A 17,028-nucleotide genomic window follows, 5' to 3' on the forward strand; every position below is an offset into this window, starting at 1 on the left:
CTGTTGAGGGGGAGGGAGGGTGCAGAGGGGCCGAGGAGGGCCGCTGACGGGGCCCCCCGAGTGATGCTCCCGTCCGCAGCCGTCGCGAGCCTGGGGACGCTCGAGTCGCCGCCCAGCGGCGCCACGCCTCGTCCATGCTGACTGGGAGCGACGACCTCGTATACTTCCGCCATCATGACGGAGCCGAACTGGCTGAACTGGACGCGGGAGCTCCAAGCAATCGCCCAGACAGGGCTCGCATTCGCGCGCGACCCTTATGACCGCGAGCGCTACGAAATGCTGCGCGCTCTCGCATCCCAAATCATGGCGGAACATACGACCGCGCCTGCCGAGCGAATCGAGTCTCTATTCGAAGGTGAAAGCGGATACGCCACCCCGAAGGTCGATGTCCGCGCAGCGGTGTTCGACGAACAAGGCCGTGTGCTCATGGTGCGGGAGATCTCCGATGGCGGGGCTTGGACGCTGCCCGGCGGCTGGGCTGACGTGAACCTGACGCCAGCGGAGAACGTCATCAAAGAAGTACGGGAGGAGAGCGGATTCGAAGTGCGTGTGCGCAAGCTCGCGGCTGTCTGGGATCGCAACCGTCAGGGGCATCCGCCTGCGGTATTCTCGTGCTGCAAATTCTTCTTTATCTGTGAGTTGGTGGGGGGAACGGCGGCGACGAGCGTGGAAACGTCGGAGGTGGGATGGTTCCGCGAAGACGAGCTGCCCGATGACATGTCTCTCGCCCGGGTGCTTCCCGGTCAGGTCCGGCGCATGTTCATGCACGCGCGCGACGCCGCGCTTCCGACTGACTTCGATTGAGCCGAGCCGCCAGCCGCTTCGAAGCCTGCTCGCTGCCACGACGGCGGCCCTTTCGGTCCAGACTACTCCGCCTTGAGGCCTTCGACTGGCTCCACGCTGCTGGCCTTGAGGGCCGGGTAGATGGAGGCGAGGTAGGTGACGAGCACCGCGATGACGACGGCCAGCACGGTCTGCACCGGCTCGATGCGCACCGGCAGCGCCGACATGAAATACACGCCCGGGTCCAGCTTGATGCCAACCTTCTCGATGAAGAAGCACGAGGAGAGGCCGGACAGCAGACCGAGGAGGCCGCCCGCGACGCCAATTTGCAGGCCCTCTGCGAGGAATATCTTCACGATGCCACCATCCGGGACGCCCAGCGCCTTGAGGACGGAGATCTCCTTCCGCTTCTCCAGCACCAGCATGATGACGGTGGCGACGATGAGACCCGCGGCCACGATGATGATGATGGAGAGGATGATGCCCATCACCAGCTTCTGTAGGCGCAGCGCGGAGAAGAAGTTCTTGTTCATCTCACCCCAGTCCCTCGCCCGGTAGGGGTAGCCACCCAGCGCCTTCACCACCTGGGAGGCGATGCGCCGCGCGTCGTCGATGTCCGCCACCTTCAACTCGATGCCCGTGGCGCCCTTCATGTCGAAGAAGTCCTGGGCCTCCTTGAGCAGGATGTAGACGAACTTGGAGTCATACTCGTACATGCCCGAGTAGAAGATGGCCGCCACGCGGAAGGCGCGGCTCTTCGGAATCGGGCCAATGGGCCCCAGCTCGGTGCCCAGCGGGGACACGACGTTCACCCGGTCTCCCACCACCACGCGCAGCGACGCCGCCAGCTCCCGGCCGATGACGATGCCGGGCAGCACCTGCGGCTTCTTGGGCGTACCGGATCGGCGGATGATTTCGTCCTCCTCCACCCCACCCTCCTCGGCGGGCTCCTCGTCCGGCAGGCCGCGGTGGACGATCTTCTCCGGCGTATAGAGGGTGTCGAGCGAGCCGCCACCGAGGATGTTCTTGGGCAGGTCCGTCACCTCGCCCACCGTGCCCGGGTCGATGCCCTTGATGATGACGCCGTCCACGTTGCCCTCGGACGCAATCATCACCTGGTTGATGATGAAGGGCGTCTGTCCCACGACACCGGGCACCTTGCGGACGGACTCCATGACCTTGGCGTACTCGGGCAGGTCGCCCGCGTACTTGGACACCACGGCGTGCGCGTTGGTGCCCAGGATTTTCTGCTGCAGGTCCGCCTCGAAGCCGCTCATCACCGACAGGACGATGATGAGCGCCATCACCCCCACGCCCACGCCGCCCACCGACAGGGCCGTCATCATCATGGTGGGGGACTGCTCGTGCTGCTTGAGGCGGTTGAGGTCGGAGGCGGCCGCCAGCGGGTCCTTCAGCCCCAGCTTGCGGATGCGGGTGCGCTCCACCGCGGCTTCCGCCGAGCGGATGATGAAGTAGATGAGCAGCGGAGGAATGATGCCGAGCATCAGTACCGCCAGCGTCCCCAGCAGCAGCGAGGGGCGGAACACCGCCACGTGCCGGCGCGCGACGAAGAGCTCGAAGCCCATCTTCAGGTCGACGCGGCCACTGCCGGCGGCGATGAAGCCGGTGTTGACGCCCAGCACCAGCGCCAGCACCAGGAACATGAAGACGAGCCAGTACCCCAGCTCCGGGCGGCCGATAAGCCCCGCGACGTACGTCACCTCGCGCAGCCGGTAGCCCAGCGCGAGCTGGAGCCCAGGCAGCCGCTCCATCAGCGTGAGGACGATGGGGATGGGCAGGCCCAGGTACAGCACGCCGATGGTGGCCTCGGGCAGCGACAGCCGCTGCGCCCGCGAGGCGCCGATGAAGCCGGAGATGAACGCCACCATCCCGCCGGCCATCAACGCGATGGCGAAGGCGCCGGTGGGCGCCAGCGACAGGCCGCCGCCCCCCTTCGCCGTGCCCGCCAGTTCGTTGGTCGCCCCCCCGCTGGACAGCACCGTCTGCAGGAGGATGAGGACGACCTCCGACAGCAGGATGCCGCCGCCGTAGGCACCCAGGGTGCTCCAGTAGAAGTCCCGGTAGCGCGCCAGCCGCGGGTACAGCGTGGCGCCCGCGGCCGGGCTGGGGCCTTCCGTGGACGCCGGCGCGCGGCGGATGCCCGCAGCGATGAGCCCCCACCCCACGAGCCAGACGGCCGTCCCCGCCAGCAGCACGCCGGTGTTGGGCAGCGGCGCGACGGCCTGCCGGGACACCAGCAGCGCCGCGTTCAGGGCCTGGACCAGGCCGCCCCAGCCCAGCAGGGAGAGCCCCAGCGCGGGGCTGGCCTCCTCCCAAGCATGGGCGGACGTGAGCGCCACCCCGAGCAAGGCGAAGCCCGCGAGGGCGACCAGGGCCCCCATCCAGATGAAGGTCCAGCGATAGACGGTCTGCCGTTCCGCGGAGCGCACGCGCCCTCCGAGCTACTTCGCCAGTGGCTGGAGAGGGGGAACAAGATGACGTCCCGGATGCTCTACGAATCCGTGAACAGCATGGATGGTCCTCCAGCAGTTGCCCACCTGGCTCGACAACTACAACACCGCGCCCAGCCCATGGTGCTGAAGATGCGCTCCCCGAGAGAGTTTCGGCTCGCCGCCAGCCCTATCCAGGCCGCCAGAAAAGGGCTCGACCTGCGGCCCGGTTCATCCCCAACGAGCGCGACCATCGCCCGGTACCGGGCCCACGACACGCCCGTCGTGCACCACGAGCAGGCGCTCAGGGTGGGCGGCGACGGCCTCGGGGACGCTGCTTGCAGCAATCACGACCAGGTCTGCGCGGCAGCCGGGATGCAGTCCGTAATCGGTGATTCCGAGCACCTCCGCTGCGGAGTCGGTAATGAGCGAAGAAGCGTACTTCAAGTCGTCGTCGGACATCAGCTCGGCTTGGAGCCCGATGATGGTCGCTCGTTCGAGCATGTCCGCGGTTCCATACGGCCACCAGGCGTCTCGGATGTTATCTGAGCCGGAAAACACCCGGACGCCATGCTCGCGTAGAGCCCGCAGCGGTGGCATCGAGCGGCTGGGGCCGTTCGTCATGATGGCGACCCCGGCTGCGCCGAGAGCGGCGGCCGTTCGTGCGAGCTCGTGCTCGTCGATCTGCCCGAGCGCGTAAGCATGGCTGACCGCGACCTTACCGCTGAGCCCCAACGCCTTCGTGCGTTCGGCAATGGCGCGCAGTTGTTGGGTGCCGACCTCGCCGCCGTCGTGAAGGTGGATATCAATCCCCGAGCCGTGCCGGTCGGCGAGCCCGAAGACAATGTCGAGTTGACCGTCGACGTCGCCGTCGAAACCGGCAGGGTCGAGTCCGCCGATCAGGTCGGCGCCCTCCGAGAGCGCCGCGTCGAGCAGGTCGGCGACCCCTTTCGCGGTGACGATGCCGCTTTGCGGGAACGCGACCAGTTGGATACCGAGCCGATCACGAAAAGCTTCACGCACCTCGAAGAGCGCGTGCAAGCCATCGAGCTTTCCAACCGGGTCGATGTCGACATGGGAGCGGATGTGGCCGGTGCCGAGGGACACCATGCGGTTGGCGAGGGCCGTGGCTCGCTGCGCGACCGAAACGCCGACTGCGTTGCGCAGAGCGCGCTCGTCCACGGTCCGCTGCCGGATTGAACCCGCCGCGCGGTGCGGCTGCCACGGCGCTCCGAAGAAGGTCTTGTCGAGATGGCAGTGGCCGTCCACCAGCGCGGGGAGCAGCAATGCGCCATCGAGTTGAATGGATGTCGCTTCGCGGTGAGCGCTCTTGCCCGTGTCCGGTCGATGTTCGTCGATCGACGCGATGCGGCCATCGCGGAGGAGGACGTCCACGCAGCGGCCATCAGGAAGGGTTACGTTCACCAGCTCGACTGGGGTGGACGTACGGGAGGAGTCGACTGACTGACGCATCCGGAGCTCCTTATCGGTCATCCCTGATGACGCTTCCACTCGTCGTACAGTCCGTGCTCGTCCGCCGGGCGCAGAGGCCGCAAGGCGAGGGACTGGGCTTGGGGCTCGCGGGCCAACTGCGCGTAGATCGGCGCGGTGGAGAGGCCGAAGGCTTCACCCTCCTCGTTGGAGTAAGCGAAATAGGCGCCCTGGATTCCGCACAGGTACATGGCGGCCAGACACATCGGGCAGGGATGACCACTGGCATAGACGACGCAGCCGCTCAGGCTGGCGCTACCGAGGCTCTGGCTCGCATTGCGAATGGCCAGAAGCTCGGCGTGGGCGGTGGGATCCTTCGTCTGATTGACCTCGTTGACCGCGCGCGCAATCACCCGGCCGTCGCGCACGAGCAAGGCCCCGAACGGACGGCCACCGGACTTGACGTTGGTGCGAGCCAGGGCGATGGCCTCGCGCATGAATTCTTCGGCGGACCTCTCCATCAGCGACCTCCGGCGGCTACGAGCATCTTGGCAATCGCGTCTTGCTTGCGCTCGCGGGCGTGCTGGAGCGGCGTAACGCCGTTTCCGTCCGCCAGGTTGACGTCGGCACCGCCGTCAATCAGGAGACGTACGATCGCCTGGTGACGTGGCCCGCCGTCGCTGAGCAGGATCGCCTCGAGCAGTCCAGTCCAGCCCAGGCGGTTGACGTGGTTCGGATCGACGCCGGCTTGCAGCAACGTTTTCACGACCTCCACATGGCCGCGTTCACAGGCCGGAATGAGCGCAGTGCCGCCATAGCGGTTGGTGCTCTTCAGGTCGGCGCCGTTCTTCAAAGTCAGGCGCAGGATCTCCAGGTACCCCCGCGCTCCAGCCAGGAGGTAGGCGCTATCGAGCTGGCGGTTCTGGAGGTTCACGTTCGCTCCTGCCTCGATGAGGGAGCGGGCGGCAGCCACGTGGTTGCCGTCAGTCGCCAGCAAGAGCGACGTGTTGCCCGCGGAGTCCCGGGCGTCTACGGCCACCCCCTGGCGCAGCAGTTCGGAGACCGTCGCCGCATCACCCTTCTCTGCGGCCCGCAAGAGGGCCTCGGGCGGCACGGGAGAGCCGCCGTCCCCCGCTCCCGCAGAAGCTGAGCAGGCCATCGTGAACAGCGTCATGAGCATCACCCTCCAAATGTTCGCCAGGTGCACGACTTCACCTCCTGACGAGGTGCTCTAATCCCCGGCCATCCCATGCGAAAGCGAAATGCCAGAATGATTACCAGTGGGGTTCTGAATGGTTTGACCGAGAGCCCTTTGTGGAGACACCCGGATGATCGATCTCTTCTTGCTGCGAAGCTTCGTCGCGGTCGTTGAAACGCATGAGTGATGCTCCCGTCCGGTGGACAGGCCGCTTGAACCCCCTTGGGGTACTCGCCTGCCCAGACCGCGCTCTCATCAGGTGCGTAGGAGGGGCCTGGGCCTCACCACGCAGCCTGGGGTGGCCCTCGTGCCGGGGCCAACCTCGCACATGCCGTGGGCTGGGATTCGGTCCACCAGGAGCGCCTGTCGCTCCGTGCGCCCAGGACGCAATGCAGCGTGCGCCCTCCCGCGAGGTCCAGAGCTCCAAGCCCCTCACCGGACCACCCGGCCCCCAGGGGCTCGGACATCGATCGACAGGCATCGGTGGACAGGTGCCCCGGCCATGCTTCTTTTGATCGGAGGGGGTGCCATGTCCTTCGAGGATCGTGTCGATGCGGGCCGGCGGCTCGCCCAGTTGCTGCGCGAGCGTGGCTACACGGGTGAAGGCACGCTCGTCCTGGCGTTGCCCCGCGGGGGTGTACCTGTGGCCTTTGAGGTGGCAACAGCACTGGGCGCACCGCTGGACGTCTGGGTGGTCCGCAAGGTCGGTGTGCCGGGCTACGAGGAACTGGGCCTCGGCGCGGTCGCGGAAGGCGGTGTCGCGTTCGTCAACCGGAGGCTGATGGACGAGGTGGGCGTCACCGAGGAAGACATGCAAGGCCTCGTCCGTCAGAAGACGGATGAAGTGAAGGTCCGGGTGGCGCGCTTCCGCCAGGGCATCGAGGCGCCTCGAATCGAAGGCCAGCGCATCATCCTGGTGGACGACGGCATCGCGACGGGAGGTACCGTCCGAGCGGCCATCCAGGCGCTCCGCATGCACCGGCCCGGCAGCATCATCCTCGCGGTCCCCGTCGCGGCATCCCAGACGCTCGCAGAGCTCGCCCCCCTGGCGGATGACGTGGTGTGCGTGCTTTCAACGCCGTCGCTGTATGCCATTGGCCAGTGGTACGCCGACTTCCAACAGGTTCCAGATGAAGCGGTCGCGACGCTACTGGCACAGGCCCGGCTCACCCTCGGTCACGACCGTCACGCGCCGCCCGGCGACACGGCCCACTCCTGACCGGGCGCCCCGAAGCATCAGCGAGCCACCACCACCCGGGCCGCGATATCCCGGTCTCACAGGAGCCCACCGGGCGCAGTTCATCCCGGCCCTCCGAAGGAGCCGCCGTTCCGGCGCAGGGACGGCAGCTTGAGCCCTGCCGTGCATCACGCTCCATCCCCATCCTTCACAGGAGGCCATCAGGCCCGAGCAGGAGCGAGTGATGCCCGTCTACGAGTTCTACTGCCGCAAGTGTAAGGAGCCCTTCACCGAGATCATGAGCGTCAAGGAGCACGATGAGCGAACGCCCAAGTGCCCACGCTGCCAGGAGACGAAGGAGGTGGAGAAGCGCATCTCCACCGTTCATACCGTGACCACCAAGAAGTGGCTGACGCTCTAACGCGCTCCCGGGCTTGCTCCGCGCCGCACCTGTGGCGGGAGGCCGATTCACGATGATTCCGGATACGCCAGACAGGGAGCGAAGCGCCAATGGCTCGACGCCTTCGGCCTCGGGGAAGGTGCTCACCCTCCTGCTATGCGGAGATGTGATGACGGGCCGGGGCATCGACCAGGTCCTGCCCCACCCTGCTCCGCCGGGCCTCCACGAGGACTACCTGAAGGATGCGCGGGACTACGTCCGGCTGGCAGAGGAACGCAATGGCCCCATCCGGACGCCCGTCGGCTTCGGTGAGCTCTGGGGTGACGCGCTCGACGAGATGGAGCGAGCCGCGCCGGATGTTCGAATCATCAACCTGGAGACGAGCGTCACCACAAGCGAGGCGTGGTGGCCAGACAAGGGCATCCATTATCGCATGCACCCGGAGAACGCGGCTTGCCTTACAGCCGCCCGAATCGATTGCTGCGCGCTGGCGAACAACCACGTGCTGGACTGGGGCTATCCGGGGCTCCTCGAAACGCTGGCGACCCTCCGGTGCCTGGGCATCGCCACCGCGGGGCTCGGGGAGGACCAGGAGCGAGCACGGCGGCCGGCCATCCTGGATGTGACCGGGGGCCGGGTCACCGTGTTTTCGTTCGGTGATAGCAGCAGCGGAATCCCACCCGTCTGGGCCGCGACGGAAGACCGGCCCGGCGTGGATCTGCTGCCAGCGCTGTCACCCACCGCAGTGCGGCAACTGGGCGAGCGCGTCGCGGCCGTCAAACGCACGGGCGACATCGTCGTTGCCTCCATTCACTGGGGCGGCAACTGGGGCTATGCAGTGCCGGACGCGCAGCGGGCCTTCGCGCGAGCGCTCATCGATGAGGCCGGCGTCGACATCATCCATGGCCACTCGTCACACCACCCCCGCGGCATCGAGGTCCACCGGGGCCACCTCATCCTCTACGGCTGCGGAGACTTCCTGAACGACTATGAGGGAATCTCTGGCCACACGGCCTTCCGTCCGGACCTGACGCTGCTGTACCTGGCGTCCATCGCCCCGGCCACCGGTCAGCTGACGGGCCTCCGCATGCTCCCGATGCAGCTGCGCCAACTCCGTCCCCATCATGCTTCACGACAGGACGCTGAGTGGCTGGGCGGCGTCCTGGACCGGCAGGGGCGGGACCTTGGGACCCGCACGCGGCTGGCATCAGACGGCAACGGTGCGCTCGTCCTTCAGTGGACGTGAGCCTCCCAGACAAGCGACGAGCGGCCTCAGGGCCCCTGGTTCCCCCGCACGGCGGCGGAACCTCCTTGGACGCGGTGAGCGCACGCCTCCGGCCCAATGCAACCCGGCGCTCAGCCTTTCAACACGGCGAGCGGCACCAGCCGCGCCACCTTCCGCGCGATGCCAGCCGCCTCGACCACGTCCACCACCCGATCCACGTCCTTGTAGGCCAGGGGTGCTTCCTCCGCGAGCTCCGCATTGGAGGGACACTCCACGGCGATGCCCTGACGATTCAGCGCCGCGCGCAGCTCACTTCCCACCACCTGGCGTTTGGAAGCGGCCCGGCTCAGCCGCCGTCCCGCCCCATGGCAGGCGCTGCTGAGTGAGATGGCCTCGGCAGCCTCCTTCCCCACCAGCACGAACGACGCCGTGCCCATGCTTCCGGGGATGAACACGGGCTGGCCGACCTGATGGTAGGCCGCGGGCAGCTCGGGGTGCCCTGGACCGAAGGCCCGCGTCGCGCCCTTGCGGTGTACACAGAGGCGCTGGCCTCCATGCGGCTCCAACTTCGCGATGTTGTGGGCCACGTCATAGACGATGCGAGGCCACGCAGCGGAACGGTCTCCGAACCACCGGCGGAACACCTCTCGCACCCGGTAGGTGAGCACCTGCCGGTTGGCCCAGGCGAAGTTGGCCGCGGCGCACATGGCCGCGAAGTAGTCCTGCCCCTCCGCCGACGACAGCGGCGCACAGGCGAGTTGACGGTCCACGAGCTGGATGCCCTCGCGGGCCAGGGCGCGGTCCATGGTGCGCACCGCATCCGTGCAGACCTGGTGCCCCAGTCCGCGCGAGCCCGTATGGATGAGCACGGTGAGCTGGCCCTCGAACAGCCCGAGCGCCGGGGCCGCCTCCGAGTCGAGGACGCGCTCCACCCGCTGCACTTCCAGGAAGTGGTTGCCGCCACCGAGCGTTCCAAGCTGGTCATGCCCCCGCTCCTGGGCCCGGACAGAGACCTTGGCTGTGTCGGCGCCATCGAGGCAGCCTCTGGCCTCCAGGTAGTCGACGTCCTCCGGTGTTCCCAGTCCCAGCACGTCCACCAGATAGGGGACGCCCTCCGTGAGGACCCGATCCATCTGCTCGGGCGCCAACGACAGGCGGCCATGCCGGCCGAAGCCTGTGGGAATGCTCCGAGCGAGGTCGTGAGCCACCTTCGGCAGGACCTCCTTCACGTCCTCGTGCCGAAGCCCGGTCGCCAGCAATCTCACGCCGCAGTTGATATCGAACCCGATGCCGCCCGGCGAGATGACGCCATCCGGCAACGCGGTACCCGCCACGCCGCCCACGGGGAAGCCGTAGCCCTCGTGCATGTCCGGCATCCCGATGGCGAAGCCCTGGATGCCCGGCAGTGTGGTGACATTGACGAGCTGAGGCACGCTCCGGTCCTGGACCATCTGCTGGAGCAACTCCGAGTCCGCGACGATGCGGGCCGGTACCCGCATGTCCTCTCGGAAGCCCTGGCCCAGTTCATACAGGGCGGGCCCTATCTGCCGGATGAGCGGCTCGAGCTGCTGCGGGACCTCGGGAAGTGTCTCCATGCTTGCCTCATGACAGGGGGGCTCAGACATCGAGGACGACCGTGGCCGTGAAGCCGTCGTCGTGCTCGTGCAACTCCAGGCCATGGAAGGTGGCGGCCTTCACAGCGGTCTTCAGCACAGGAGGCGAGACGCCGCGAATGTGGGCGCGCAGCGACCGCTCTTGGAGCTCGTCCACCACGAGGTCCGTGTAGACGCGCTTCGCCAGGTCCGAGCGGGCGATGAGCTCATTGAGCCAGTCGACAAGCAGGGCCTCGGTGTCCGCCGCCACGAGCGCGACGTGCTCCACCGCCGATGCTGGCGAGGGCTGCGGCAACGGTGCCTCTCCGAGCATGAGCTCCGCGAGCGCATACCCGGCCTCCTCGAAGAGCTCCGGGAGTCCCGTGCCTGAGATGCGGAGTTGAACCTCACTGACGTGCGGTTCGAATTGATGCGTACCTGACTCCACGACCGCCTCCTTCCCGCGCCCGAAGTGGAGATGCCCTCATCCGACGACAACATCGTCGACGGCTCACGAAGGCGACGGTGGAGAAGCGTCCTGCTCCTCTGTCCCCATGGAGCGCGTTGCTTGTTCGAACTCGACCTCCGACGGCGGGCCTGTCCGCACCGGAAGTTCCAGCCGCCGCCATGCCGACATGCCGCCCAGCACGTTCGAGACCTGCTGGAAGCCGTTGCGGAGCAGGATGCTCGTGGCAAGTCCGGAGCGATGGCCCGTGCTGCACACCACCGCGACCGGATGGTCTTCGCGCAGTCCCAGCTCGGAGAGGCACTCCTCCAGCTCTGTCACATACGCATGTCGTGCGCTCAGGATGTGGCCACGCTCGAACTCAGAGCGCTCGCGCACGTCGAGCACCTGGAAGCCCTCCCACTGGGAAAAGAGCGCCTCGGGCGTCAGCGTGCCGCTGCTCTCGATAGGCAGCCCCGCGTTGCGCCATGCCCCGAATCCCCCTGTGAGGATGCCCTCCACCTGGTCGAGGCCGACGCGGGCCAGGGCCAGCACGGCCTCCTTCGAGTCCACGTGCGCAGGCAGGACGAGGAACAGCGGCGTGCCCGGCTGTACCATCTGTCCACCGAACACGGACAACCCCTGCATCCAGACATTCAGCGAGCCCGGGATGTGCCCCCCAGCGAAGGACTCGGGCTCACGCACGTCCAGGACAAGGCCACTGTGACTTTCCCACTGAAAGCGTTTCGGCTCCAGGAAGGGGATGGCGGATGAATCCGCGGAGAGTGGCACGCCACCGCGTATGTTCACCTCCTCCATGCGCGAGAAATACGAAGGCCGGTGAAGCCGCTCCTGCACCTTGCGCTGGATGAAGTCGCTCCGGCTGGAGGTGAACACGGGGTTGTGCAGGCGCTCGAAGCCCAGTGTCGTCAACTCCCTGTCCGCGATGCCGCTGCGACACACCGAGCCTGCTCCGTGGGCCGGGAAGACCAGTGTCTGGTCGCCCAGGGGCAGGACCTTCTGATGGAGCGAATCAAAGAGGAGCGCGGCATTCTCGTAGACCCGCTCTGGCGCAGCCAGGTCCGTGCGCCCTGTCTCTCCAGCCAAGAGCGCGTCGCCCGTGAAGACGCCCCAAGCCTGGGCATGGTGGGGATCCAGGTAGACGGCCCAGCTCATGCTCTCTGGCGTGTGGCCCGGCGTATGAAGCGCCACCAGCGTCAAGGCCCCCAGGTGTAGCCGCTCTCGCTCGCCCATCCGCACGTCGGCATGGCCGGTGATGGGGTGCCGGCCAGCCACCACCTGCGCGCCTGCAAGGCGGGCAAGCGCGGAAGTACCCTCAACGAAGTCTTCCTGGCGGTGCGTCTGGAGCACGTAGCGCAGCCGCAACTCCTGCCGCCGCAACACGTCCAGGTAGACGTCGACATCACGCCGGGGGTCGACGACGAGCGCCTCGCCTTCACTGCCCAGGATGTAGGTGATTTGGGCAAGGCCCGCGGTCTTGATGGCCTGGAAGTACATGGCCCCTCCTCCGCTGAAGGTGGTCGCCATGACGGGAAAGAGCATCACGGGCACGGCGCGTTGCCGCCTGCATGGCCCGCCGGGAGTCCGGCCAGGAGCGGAGCATCCCTCCCCTCCTCTGAGCTGCTACCGCACGTCTGCCTGCGTGAATGGCGTCCGTGGAATTTCACCGCGCCGTCCTTGAACTCGCGCGTGAACTTCCGGCGCTGCCTCCGCGCCCTCTTCTGATTCGCGCCACTTGCCGACATTGGACACCCTTTCCCCCACATCTCAGGTGTCCACGGAACCCGGGCAGGCTCAGGTGGGGCCGCACCCTGCCATCGTGCATGCAGGTGATTCGAGAGTCTCTGGGGCTCGAAAGGGGGGCGGTCCCCGCGGCAGGGACCGTCACCTGGAATGCCGGCGCGCCAGCGTCAGGAGATTCTGATGCTGGAGGTGTTGTTGTTCATCGCGCCCAGGGTCGGGGCGTCGGAATTCACGGGCAGCGTGTCGCCGGAGAAGTTGTCGTTCTTGAATAGGACGACCGCCAGGCCCTGCGGCTTCACCGAGCTGATGGTGTTGTTGTCGATGCCGTACCGCTCCAGCTCGGCCTGGGTGTACTGGCCAGGAGGCAGGTCCACCTCCTTGCCATCGAACTGCTCTTTGTAGAAGAACCTGGCCCTGGGCTGCACGGGCACGGATATGACCCGGATGCTGGAGACGTTGTTGTTCAGCGGGCCCAACTCCTCGGCATTGGCCACCACTTCGATCTGGTCGCCGGCGAAACCATCGTTCTGGTAGAGGATAGCCTTCACGCCAGGCGGCACCTTCACCGAGCTGATGGTGTTGTTCTCGATGCCCAGCGCCGCCAACTGGGCCCGGGTGTAGTTGCCAGGCGGCAGATCGACCTGTTTACCCTGGAAGTCTTCGTTGTAGAAAACGGTAATGTTTGCCATTGCAGTGCTCCTCCGTTGAGCGGCCCCGGCCCATTCGTTGCCAGAAGCCGCCGGAAGCATTGGGCACCGCGCTCCGGAAATGCAATCCGTCTACAGTACCGTATCCGTCCGGCCAAAGACGTGCTGAGAGGCGTTGAGTGAGGAGTCGGCGCCGAGGCCCTGGCGGGAATGTCAAAGCCGGTGGAGAAGCAGGAGTGGTTCCGGGTCGCTGAAGCCTTCGAGGCGAGCGGACTGACGCAGAAGGAGTTTTCCCAGCATCGAGGCGTGCGGTTGAGCACGTTGCAGTCGTGGGTGTACCGGCGTGATGCGGAAGGCGGCCCTGGGCCGTACGAACTTTCTCTTCGTCGGCCACGAGGTCGCGGGTGAAAACCTCGCGGGCCTCTACGCACTGGTGGCCACCTGCGAGGCCAACCAGGTCAACCCCGAGGAGTACCTGGCCGACGTGCTGCTGCGTGTACAGACGCATCCCAACTCACGCATCGGTGAGCTGCTACCTCACGAGTGGAAACGTCGACGCGTCGCCGAGCCGCCTGACACAGTCCTCCAGCCCAGTCCCTGAACAGCTCGCTCTTCGCGGCGCTCGCCGAACAGGGTCCTCGTCCGCAATCAAGCCTCCCGGCACGACGCCCACCGGACGGTGACACAGTACCGCGCGGGCGGGCCTGGGAGCGCCAGTTCGCTCCCAGGCTCCAGCGCTGCACCAGCTCCGTCCTGCGGGACGGGTCCTTCAGCAGCTGGTTGGCCCAGTGCAGGGGGCCACAGGGAGCCTGGCCGGGCGACGGCAGCGCCTTCGCGCGGGGGCTCATCTCTCAACGCGCCAGAGCCCTCCGTCACTCTTGACCACCTGAGCCGGAGTTGGGCCCCTCCGTGTGCCTGTCCCTGTCCGAGCGGCGTGCGCATCGTTGCTCCCAGGGAGGAGGGCCGCCGATGCCAGTCACCGGAAACCGACCGTGGAACCTCGCCCTCGGGCTCAACCTGGGCTGGATCCAGCAGGGTGCGGGGTTCGGTGGCCGACCTCGAGCGGATCCGCCTGAGGGCGGGTCATGCGGGCTACTCCCAAACCCGGTCTCCTCGCACATGCCGTGGGCAAGGCCAGGTGCTTCAGAATTGCCCGCACCCCGGGGGCCCCATCACGTACGCCAAGTGCCTTGAGCCTGCCTCCACACCTCACGCAGGCGAGCGCGTGCGCTCGCCGTCTTCGACTGGAGGGACGAGCGCGTGCAGACGCTCAGGGCACTAGCTCGGCCGTGAGCGTGAATGGGGTCACCGAGTGGGGGTGGGGCCGCCCCCTGCCGTCGTGGATGCAGGTGATTCGAGAGTCTCTGGGGCTCGAAAGGGTGGCGGTCCCCGCGGCAGCGACCGTCACCTGGAATGCCGGCGCGCCAGCGTCAGGGGGTGATTCTGATGCTGGAGGTGTTGTTGTTCATCGCGCCCAGGCTCGGGGCGTTGGAAGTCACGGACAGCGTGTCGCCGGCGGAGAAGTTGTCGTTCTTGAATAGGACGACCTTCAGGCCCTCCGGCTTCACCGAGCTGATGGTGTTGTTGTCGATGCCGTACCGCTCCAGCTCGGCCTGGGTGTACTGACCAGGAGGCAGGTCCACCTCCTTGCCATCGAACTGCTCTTTGTAGAAGAACCTGGCCCTGGGTTGCACGGGCACGGACATGACCTTGATGCTGGAGACGTTGTTGTTCAGCGGGCCCAGCTCCTCGGCATTGGCCACCACTTCGATCTGGTCGCCGGTGAAATCATCGTTCTTGTAGAGGATAGCCTTCACGCCAGGCGGCACCTTCACCGAGCTGATGGTGTTGTTCTCGATGCCCAGCGCCTCCAGCTTGTCCCGCTTGTATTCGTCAGGCTTCAGATCGACCTGTTTACCCCCGAAATCTTCGTTGTAGAAAACGGTAATGTTTGCCATTGCAGTTCTCCTCCTTTGAGCGGTCCCGGCCCATTCGTTGCCAGAAGCCGCCGGAAGCTTGGGCACCGCGCTCCGGAGGAGCAATCCGCCTACAGCACCGCGCGGGCGGGCCTGGGAGCATCAGTTCGCTCCCAGGCTCCAGCGCTGCACCAGCTCCGTCCTGCGGGACGGGTCCTTCAGCAGCTGGTTGGCCCAGTGCAGGGGGCCGGCCCGCCGCACCATCTCGAACTCGGCCGCGAGCAGGGGGATGACCCAGAACAGGTTCACGGGCGAGCCTGGAGGCAGCGGTACGGCGGGCCCCTGTGCGATGACGAAGTGGCGCAGCCCCAGGAGCGGGTCGGAGACGACGGCGATGTCGCCCGGCGCCCAGGCTGACTGGCTGCCCTCGTTCGATTGCATCAGCGTCCCCAGCGCCGACAGGGCCAGGGCGCGCTCCGGGCTGTGCGAGTCCATCCACGCCGCCAGCTCCACATGGGCGGCACCTGAATCCCGCTTTCCGCTCGCCTGCGGCACCCAGCCGAAGCCATTGGTGACAACCGTGAAACCGCTCTGGCCCAGGCGCGTGCGCACGAGCACCTCGTGCGGGGGGAGCGCCTGCGAGGCCGGAGGTGCAACGTGGGCGATGGTGTCGCCCGGCAAGGCGCCCTCCAGGGCATGGCGGAAAAGGGCCTGGTACGTATTGACGCCCACGCTCGAGGAGAACGGCTTGCCCGGTGCCGACGCCCGCGCCCAGCGGGTGAAGGGCTCCGCGGCATCCGAGAGGCGCTCGAGCATCAGGCTGGAAGGCTCACCGGCGCGGACCCGGTAGCTCATGGTGTCTCCTCCGAATGGCTCGGGCCAGGAGCCGGGCTGCACGCCCAGCGGCACCTCCAGGACCTCATCCGCGGAGAGCGGGCGGTTCTCGCGAACCATGCGATAGGCGGCGAAGTACAGGGCCTCCCGGCCACGCGACGTCTCCCACGTGTCCCACTCCTCCGGTGCGAGCTGGAGATCCGGCAGCCCGAAGCTCTCCAGGCCGCGCAGCTGAAGGTAGCGGCTGCCCCGGCGGCGGGAGAGATCGACCCAGGCGCGGAACGGACGGTAGTCGGGGTGGGCCAGCTCCCGGAGCAGCCGAGCGAAGATCCTGGCGTCCTTCACGAGCGAGCCCGCCTGGTGCAAAACCACCGCCGTGCCGTTGAGGGCAAGGCGTGAGACCAACAGCGAGAAGACGCGCATCACACCGTCCTCTGCCCACGGGTCCGGCCTGGCGCCGCCTCGCATCGGCTGCTCCTCGCCCTGACGCGAGGAGATGCCGGAAGCGAGCGTCAGGTAGCAGCCCTCCCGTGGAAGGTTCGGAAACTGCCGCAGGTCCAGGCCCTCACGGGGCAGGGGGCCGTTTCCCCTGAAGACACGCACGGTGTGCCGGCCGTTCGTGAGCCGGACTCCCTGGCCGACCTCCACGGTGAAGCCCAGTTCTGCCAGGCCCAGGCTCAAGAGCCACGCGCCTGGAGCCTCCGCGAGGCCGGGCAAGGGCTCCGCGAAGAGGACCGAGGCATGAGCCAGCGGGCGAGGAGGCGAGAGTCCCGCCGGGCCCTCGGCAATGGGGATGGCGTCTGGAGAGGAGTTCACGAGAGCGGATCGGGGATCGTGCATGAGAATGGGGACACAGGGAGCCTGGCCGGACGACGGCAGCGCCTTCGCGCGGGGCTCATCTCTCAACGCGCCAGAGCCCTCCGTCACTCCTGACCTCCTGAGCCGGAGTTGAGCCCCTCCGTGTGCCTGTCCCTGTCAGAGTGCGCCTGAGTCCGCCGAGCTTCGTCTATCCGCGGCCCGTGGCGACGCCGCGGGTTTCTTCCATCAGTCGGAGCAGGGGCGCCTCATCCAGGGAGTCCTTTCCCAGCCCCTTGCAGCAAGGTCTGCCCCAGTCGGCGCTCTTCTGACGCATCAGAGGGATGGGGGCCCTGTTGAGGGGGAGGGAG

The 17,028-nt window shown here is 67.1% G+C and carries 14 protein-coding genes and 1 pseudogene; 5 read left to right on the plus strand and 10 right to left on the minus strand.

From position 1 onward, the window contains the following. The first annotated feature begins 174 nt into the window (after positions 1 to 174). Complete coding sequence (locus FMQ63_RS34700; protein ID WP_011555380.1) at positions 175 to 804, plus strand: NUDIX hydrolase; 630 nt, start codon at positions 175 to 177, stop codon at positions 802 to 804. A 62-nt stretch (positions 805 to 866) separates the two neighbouring features. Here FMQ63_RS34700 and FMQ63_RS34705 read toward each other — a convergent pair whose 3' ends face one another. From FMQ63_RS34705 to FMQ63_RS34720, 4 genes are all read right to left on the minus strand, one after another. Further along, positions 867 to 3,233: an ABC transporter permease gene (locus FMQ63_RS34705; protein ID WP_011555381.1), complete on the minus strand. Its 2,367-nt coding sequence runs from the start codon at positions 3,231 to 3,233 to the stop codon at positions 867 to 869. A 231-nt stretch (positions 3,234 to 3,464) separates the two neighbouring features. Further along, positions 3,465 to 4,706 carry an amidohydrolase family protein gene (locus tag FMQ63_RS34710; RefSeq protein ID WP_026113759.1) on the minus strand — a complete coding sequence of 414 codons (1,242 nt, stop codon included), beginning with the start codon at positions 4,704 to 4,706 and terminating at the stop codon, positions 3,465 to 3,467. A gap of 17 nt (positions 4,707 to 4,723) precedes the next feature. Continuing rightward, positions 4,724 to 5,185, minus strand: coding sequence for a nucleoside deaminase (locus FMQ63_RS34715; protein WP_011555383.1), 462 nt, complete (start codon positions 5,183 to 5,185; stop codon positions 4,724 to 4,726). After that, the gene (locus tag FMQ63_RS34720) at positions 5,185 to 5,838 is read right to left on the minus strand and encodes an ankyrin repeat domain-containing protein (RefSeq protein WP_225909436.1); all 654 of its coding nucleotides are present in this window, start codon (positions 5,836 to 5,838) and stop codon (positions 5,185 to 5,187) included. The genes FMQ63_RS34715 and FMQ63_RS34720 overlap by 1 nt, the downstream gene beginning before the upstream one ends. 553 nt (positions 5,839 to 6,391) lie before the next feature. Here FMQ63_RS34720 and FMQ63_RS34725 point away from each other — a divergent pair. The 3 genes from FMQ63_RS34725 (at position 6,392) to FMQ63_RS34735 (ending at position 8,685) form a co-directional block, all read left to right on the plus strand. Continuing rightward, entirely contained in the window at positions 6,392 to 7,081 is a 690-nt protein-coding gene (locus FMQ63_RS34725) for a phosphoribosyltransferase (protein ID WP_011555385.1), read from the plus strand. 202 nt (positions 7,082 to 7,283) lie between these two features. Further along, entirely contained in the window at positions 7,284 to 7,460 is a 177-nt protein-coding gene (locus FMQ63_RS34730) for an FmdB family zinc ribbon protein (protein WP_011555386.1), read from the plus strand. 52 nt (positions 7,461 to 7,512) lie between these two features. Then, complete coding sequence (locus FMQ63_RS34735) at positions 7,513 to 8,685, plus strand: CapA family protein (protein ID WP_074960267.1); 1,173 nt, start codon at positions 7,513 to 7,515, stop codon at positions 8,683 to 8,685. 110 nt (positions 8,686 to 8,795) lie between these two features. On the opposite strand, the gene FMQ63_RS34740 is transcribed toward FMQ63_RS34735, so the two are convergent. From FMQ63_RS34740 to FMQ63_RS34755, 4 genes are all read right to left on the minus strand, one after another. Beyond that, entirely contained in the window at positions 8,796 to 10,259 is a 1,464-nt protein-coding gene (locus FMQ63_RS34740; protein ID WP_225909437.1) for an RtcB family protein, read from the minus strand. Positions 10,260 to 10,281: 22 nt separating this feature from the next. Continuing rightward, a complete protein-coding gene (locus FMQ63_RS34745; RefSeq protein WP_011555389.1) occupies positions 10,282 to 10,704 on the minus strand; it encodes an archease in 423 nt (140 codons plus the stop codon). A 63-nt stretch (positions 10,705 to 10,767) separates the two neighbouring features. Then, on the minus strand, positions 10,768 to 12,249 hold the full coding sequence (locus FMQ63_RS34750) for a rhodanese-like domain-containing protein (RefSeq protein WP_225909438.1): 1,482 nt from the start codon (positions 12,247 to 12,249) through the stop codon (positions 10,768 to 10,770). 383 nt (positions 12,250 to 12,632) lie between these two features. Next, positions 12,633 to 13,154 carry a beta/gamma crystallin-related protein gene (locus FMQ63_RS34755; RefSeq protein WP_020477824.1) on the minus strand — a complete coding sequence of 174 codons (522 nt, stop codon included), beginning with the start codon at positions 13,152 to 13,154 and terminating at the stop codon, positions 12,633 to 12,635. A 304-nt stretch (positions 13,155 to 13,458) separates the two neighbouring features. Between FMQ63_RS34755 and FMQ63_RS34765 the strand changes: the two are divergent. Beyond that, a pseudogene (locus tag FMQ63_RS34765) lies at positions 13,459 to 13,713 on the plus strand (transposase domain-containing protein); the annotation flags it as partial. A gap of 829 nt (positions 13,714 to 14,542) precedes the next feature. Here FMQ63_RS34765 and FMQ63_RS34770 read toward each other — a convergent pair. Both FMQ63_RS34770 and FMQ63_RS34775 read right to left on the minus strand, forming a co-directional pair. After that, positions 14,543 to 15,070 (minus strand): beta/gamma crystallin-related protein, encoded by a 528-nt coding sequence (locus tag FMQ63_RS34770; protein WP_011555392.1) that lies wholly within the window; start codon positions 15,068 to 15,070, stop codon positions 14,543 to 14,545. Positions 15,071 to 15,190: 120 nt separating this feature from the next. After that, a complete protein-coding gene (locus FMQ63_RS34775) occupies positions 15,191 to 16,678 on the minus strand; it encodes a hypothetical protein (protein ID WP_225909439.1) in 1,488 nt (495 codons plus the stop codon). Between the last annotated feature and the right edge of the window lie 350 nt (positions 16,679 to 17,028).

Source organism: Myxococcus sp. CA005, from assembly GCF_006518205.1.
Classification (GTDB): domain Bacteria; phylum Myxococcota; class Myxococcia; order Myxococcales; family Myxococcaceae; genus Myxococcus; species Myxococcus xanthus.

Coding starts and splice junctions, on each gene's coding strand:
- FMQ63_RS34700 (WP_011555380.1), top strand. CDS start 175: ATGACGGAGCCGAACTGGCTGAACTGGACGCGGGAGCTCCAAGCAATC.
- FMQ63_RS34770 (WP_011555392.1), bottom strand. CDS start 15,070: ATGGCAAACATTACCGTTTTCTACAACGAAGATTTCGGGGGTAAACAG.
- FMQ63_RS34730 (WP_011555386.1), top strand. CDS start 7,284: ATGCCCGTCTACGAGTTCTACTGCCGCAAGTGTAAGGAGCCCTTCACC.
- FMQ63_RS34710 (WP_026113759.1), bottom strand. CDS start 4,706: ATGCGTCAGTCAGTCGACTCCTCCCGTACGTCCACCCCAGTCGAGCTG.
- FMQ63_RS34720 (WP_225909436.1), bottom strand. CDS start 5,838: ATGACGCTGTTCACGATGGCCTGCTCAGCTTCTGCGGGAGCGGGGGAC.
- FMQ63_RS34715 (WP_011555383.1), bottom strand. CDS start 5,185: ATGGAGAGGTCCGCCGAAGAATTCATGCGCGAGGCCATCGCCCTGGCT.
- FMQ63_RS34740 (WP_225909437.1), bottom strand. CDS start 10,259: ATGGAGACACTTCCCGAGGTCCCGCAGCAGCTCGAGCCGCTCATCCGG.
- FMQ63_RS34725 (WP_011555385.1), top strand. CDS start 6,392: ATGTCCTTCGAGGATCGTGTCGATGCGGGCCGGCGGCTCGCCCAGTTG.
- FMQ63_RS34755 (WP_020477824.1), bottom strand. CDS start 13,154: ATGGCAAACATTACCGTTTTCTACAACGAAGACTTCCAGGGTAAACAG.
- FMQ63_RS34735 (WP_074960267.1), top strand. CDS start 7,513: ATGATTCCGGATACGCCAGACAGGGAGCGAAGCGCCAATGGCTCGACG.
- FMQ63_RS34750 (WP_225909438.1), bottom strand. CDS start 12,249: ATGGCGACCACCTTCAGCGGAGGAGGGGCCATGTACTTCCAGGCCATC.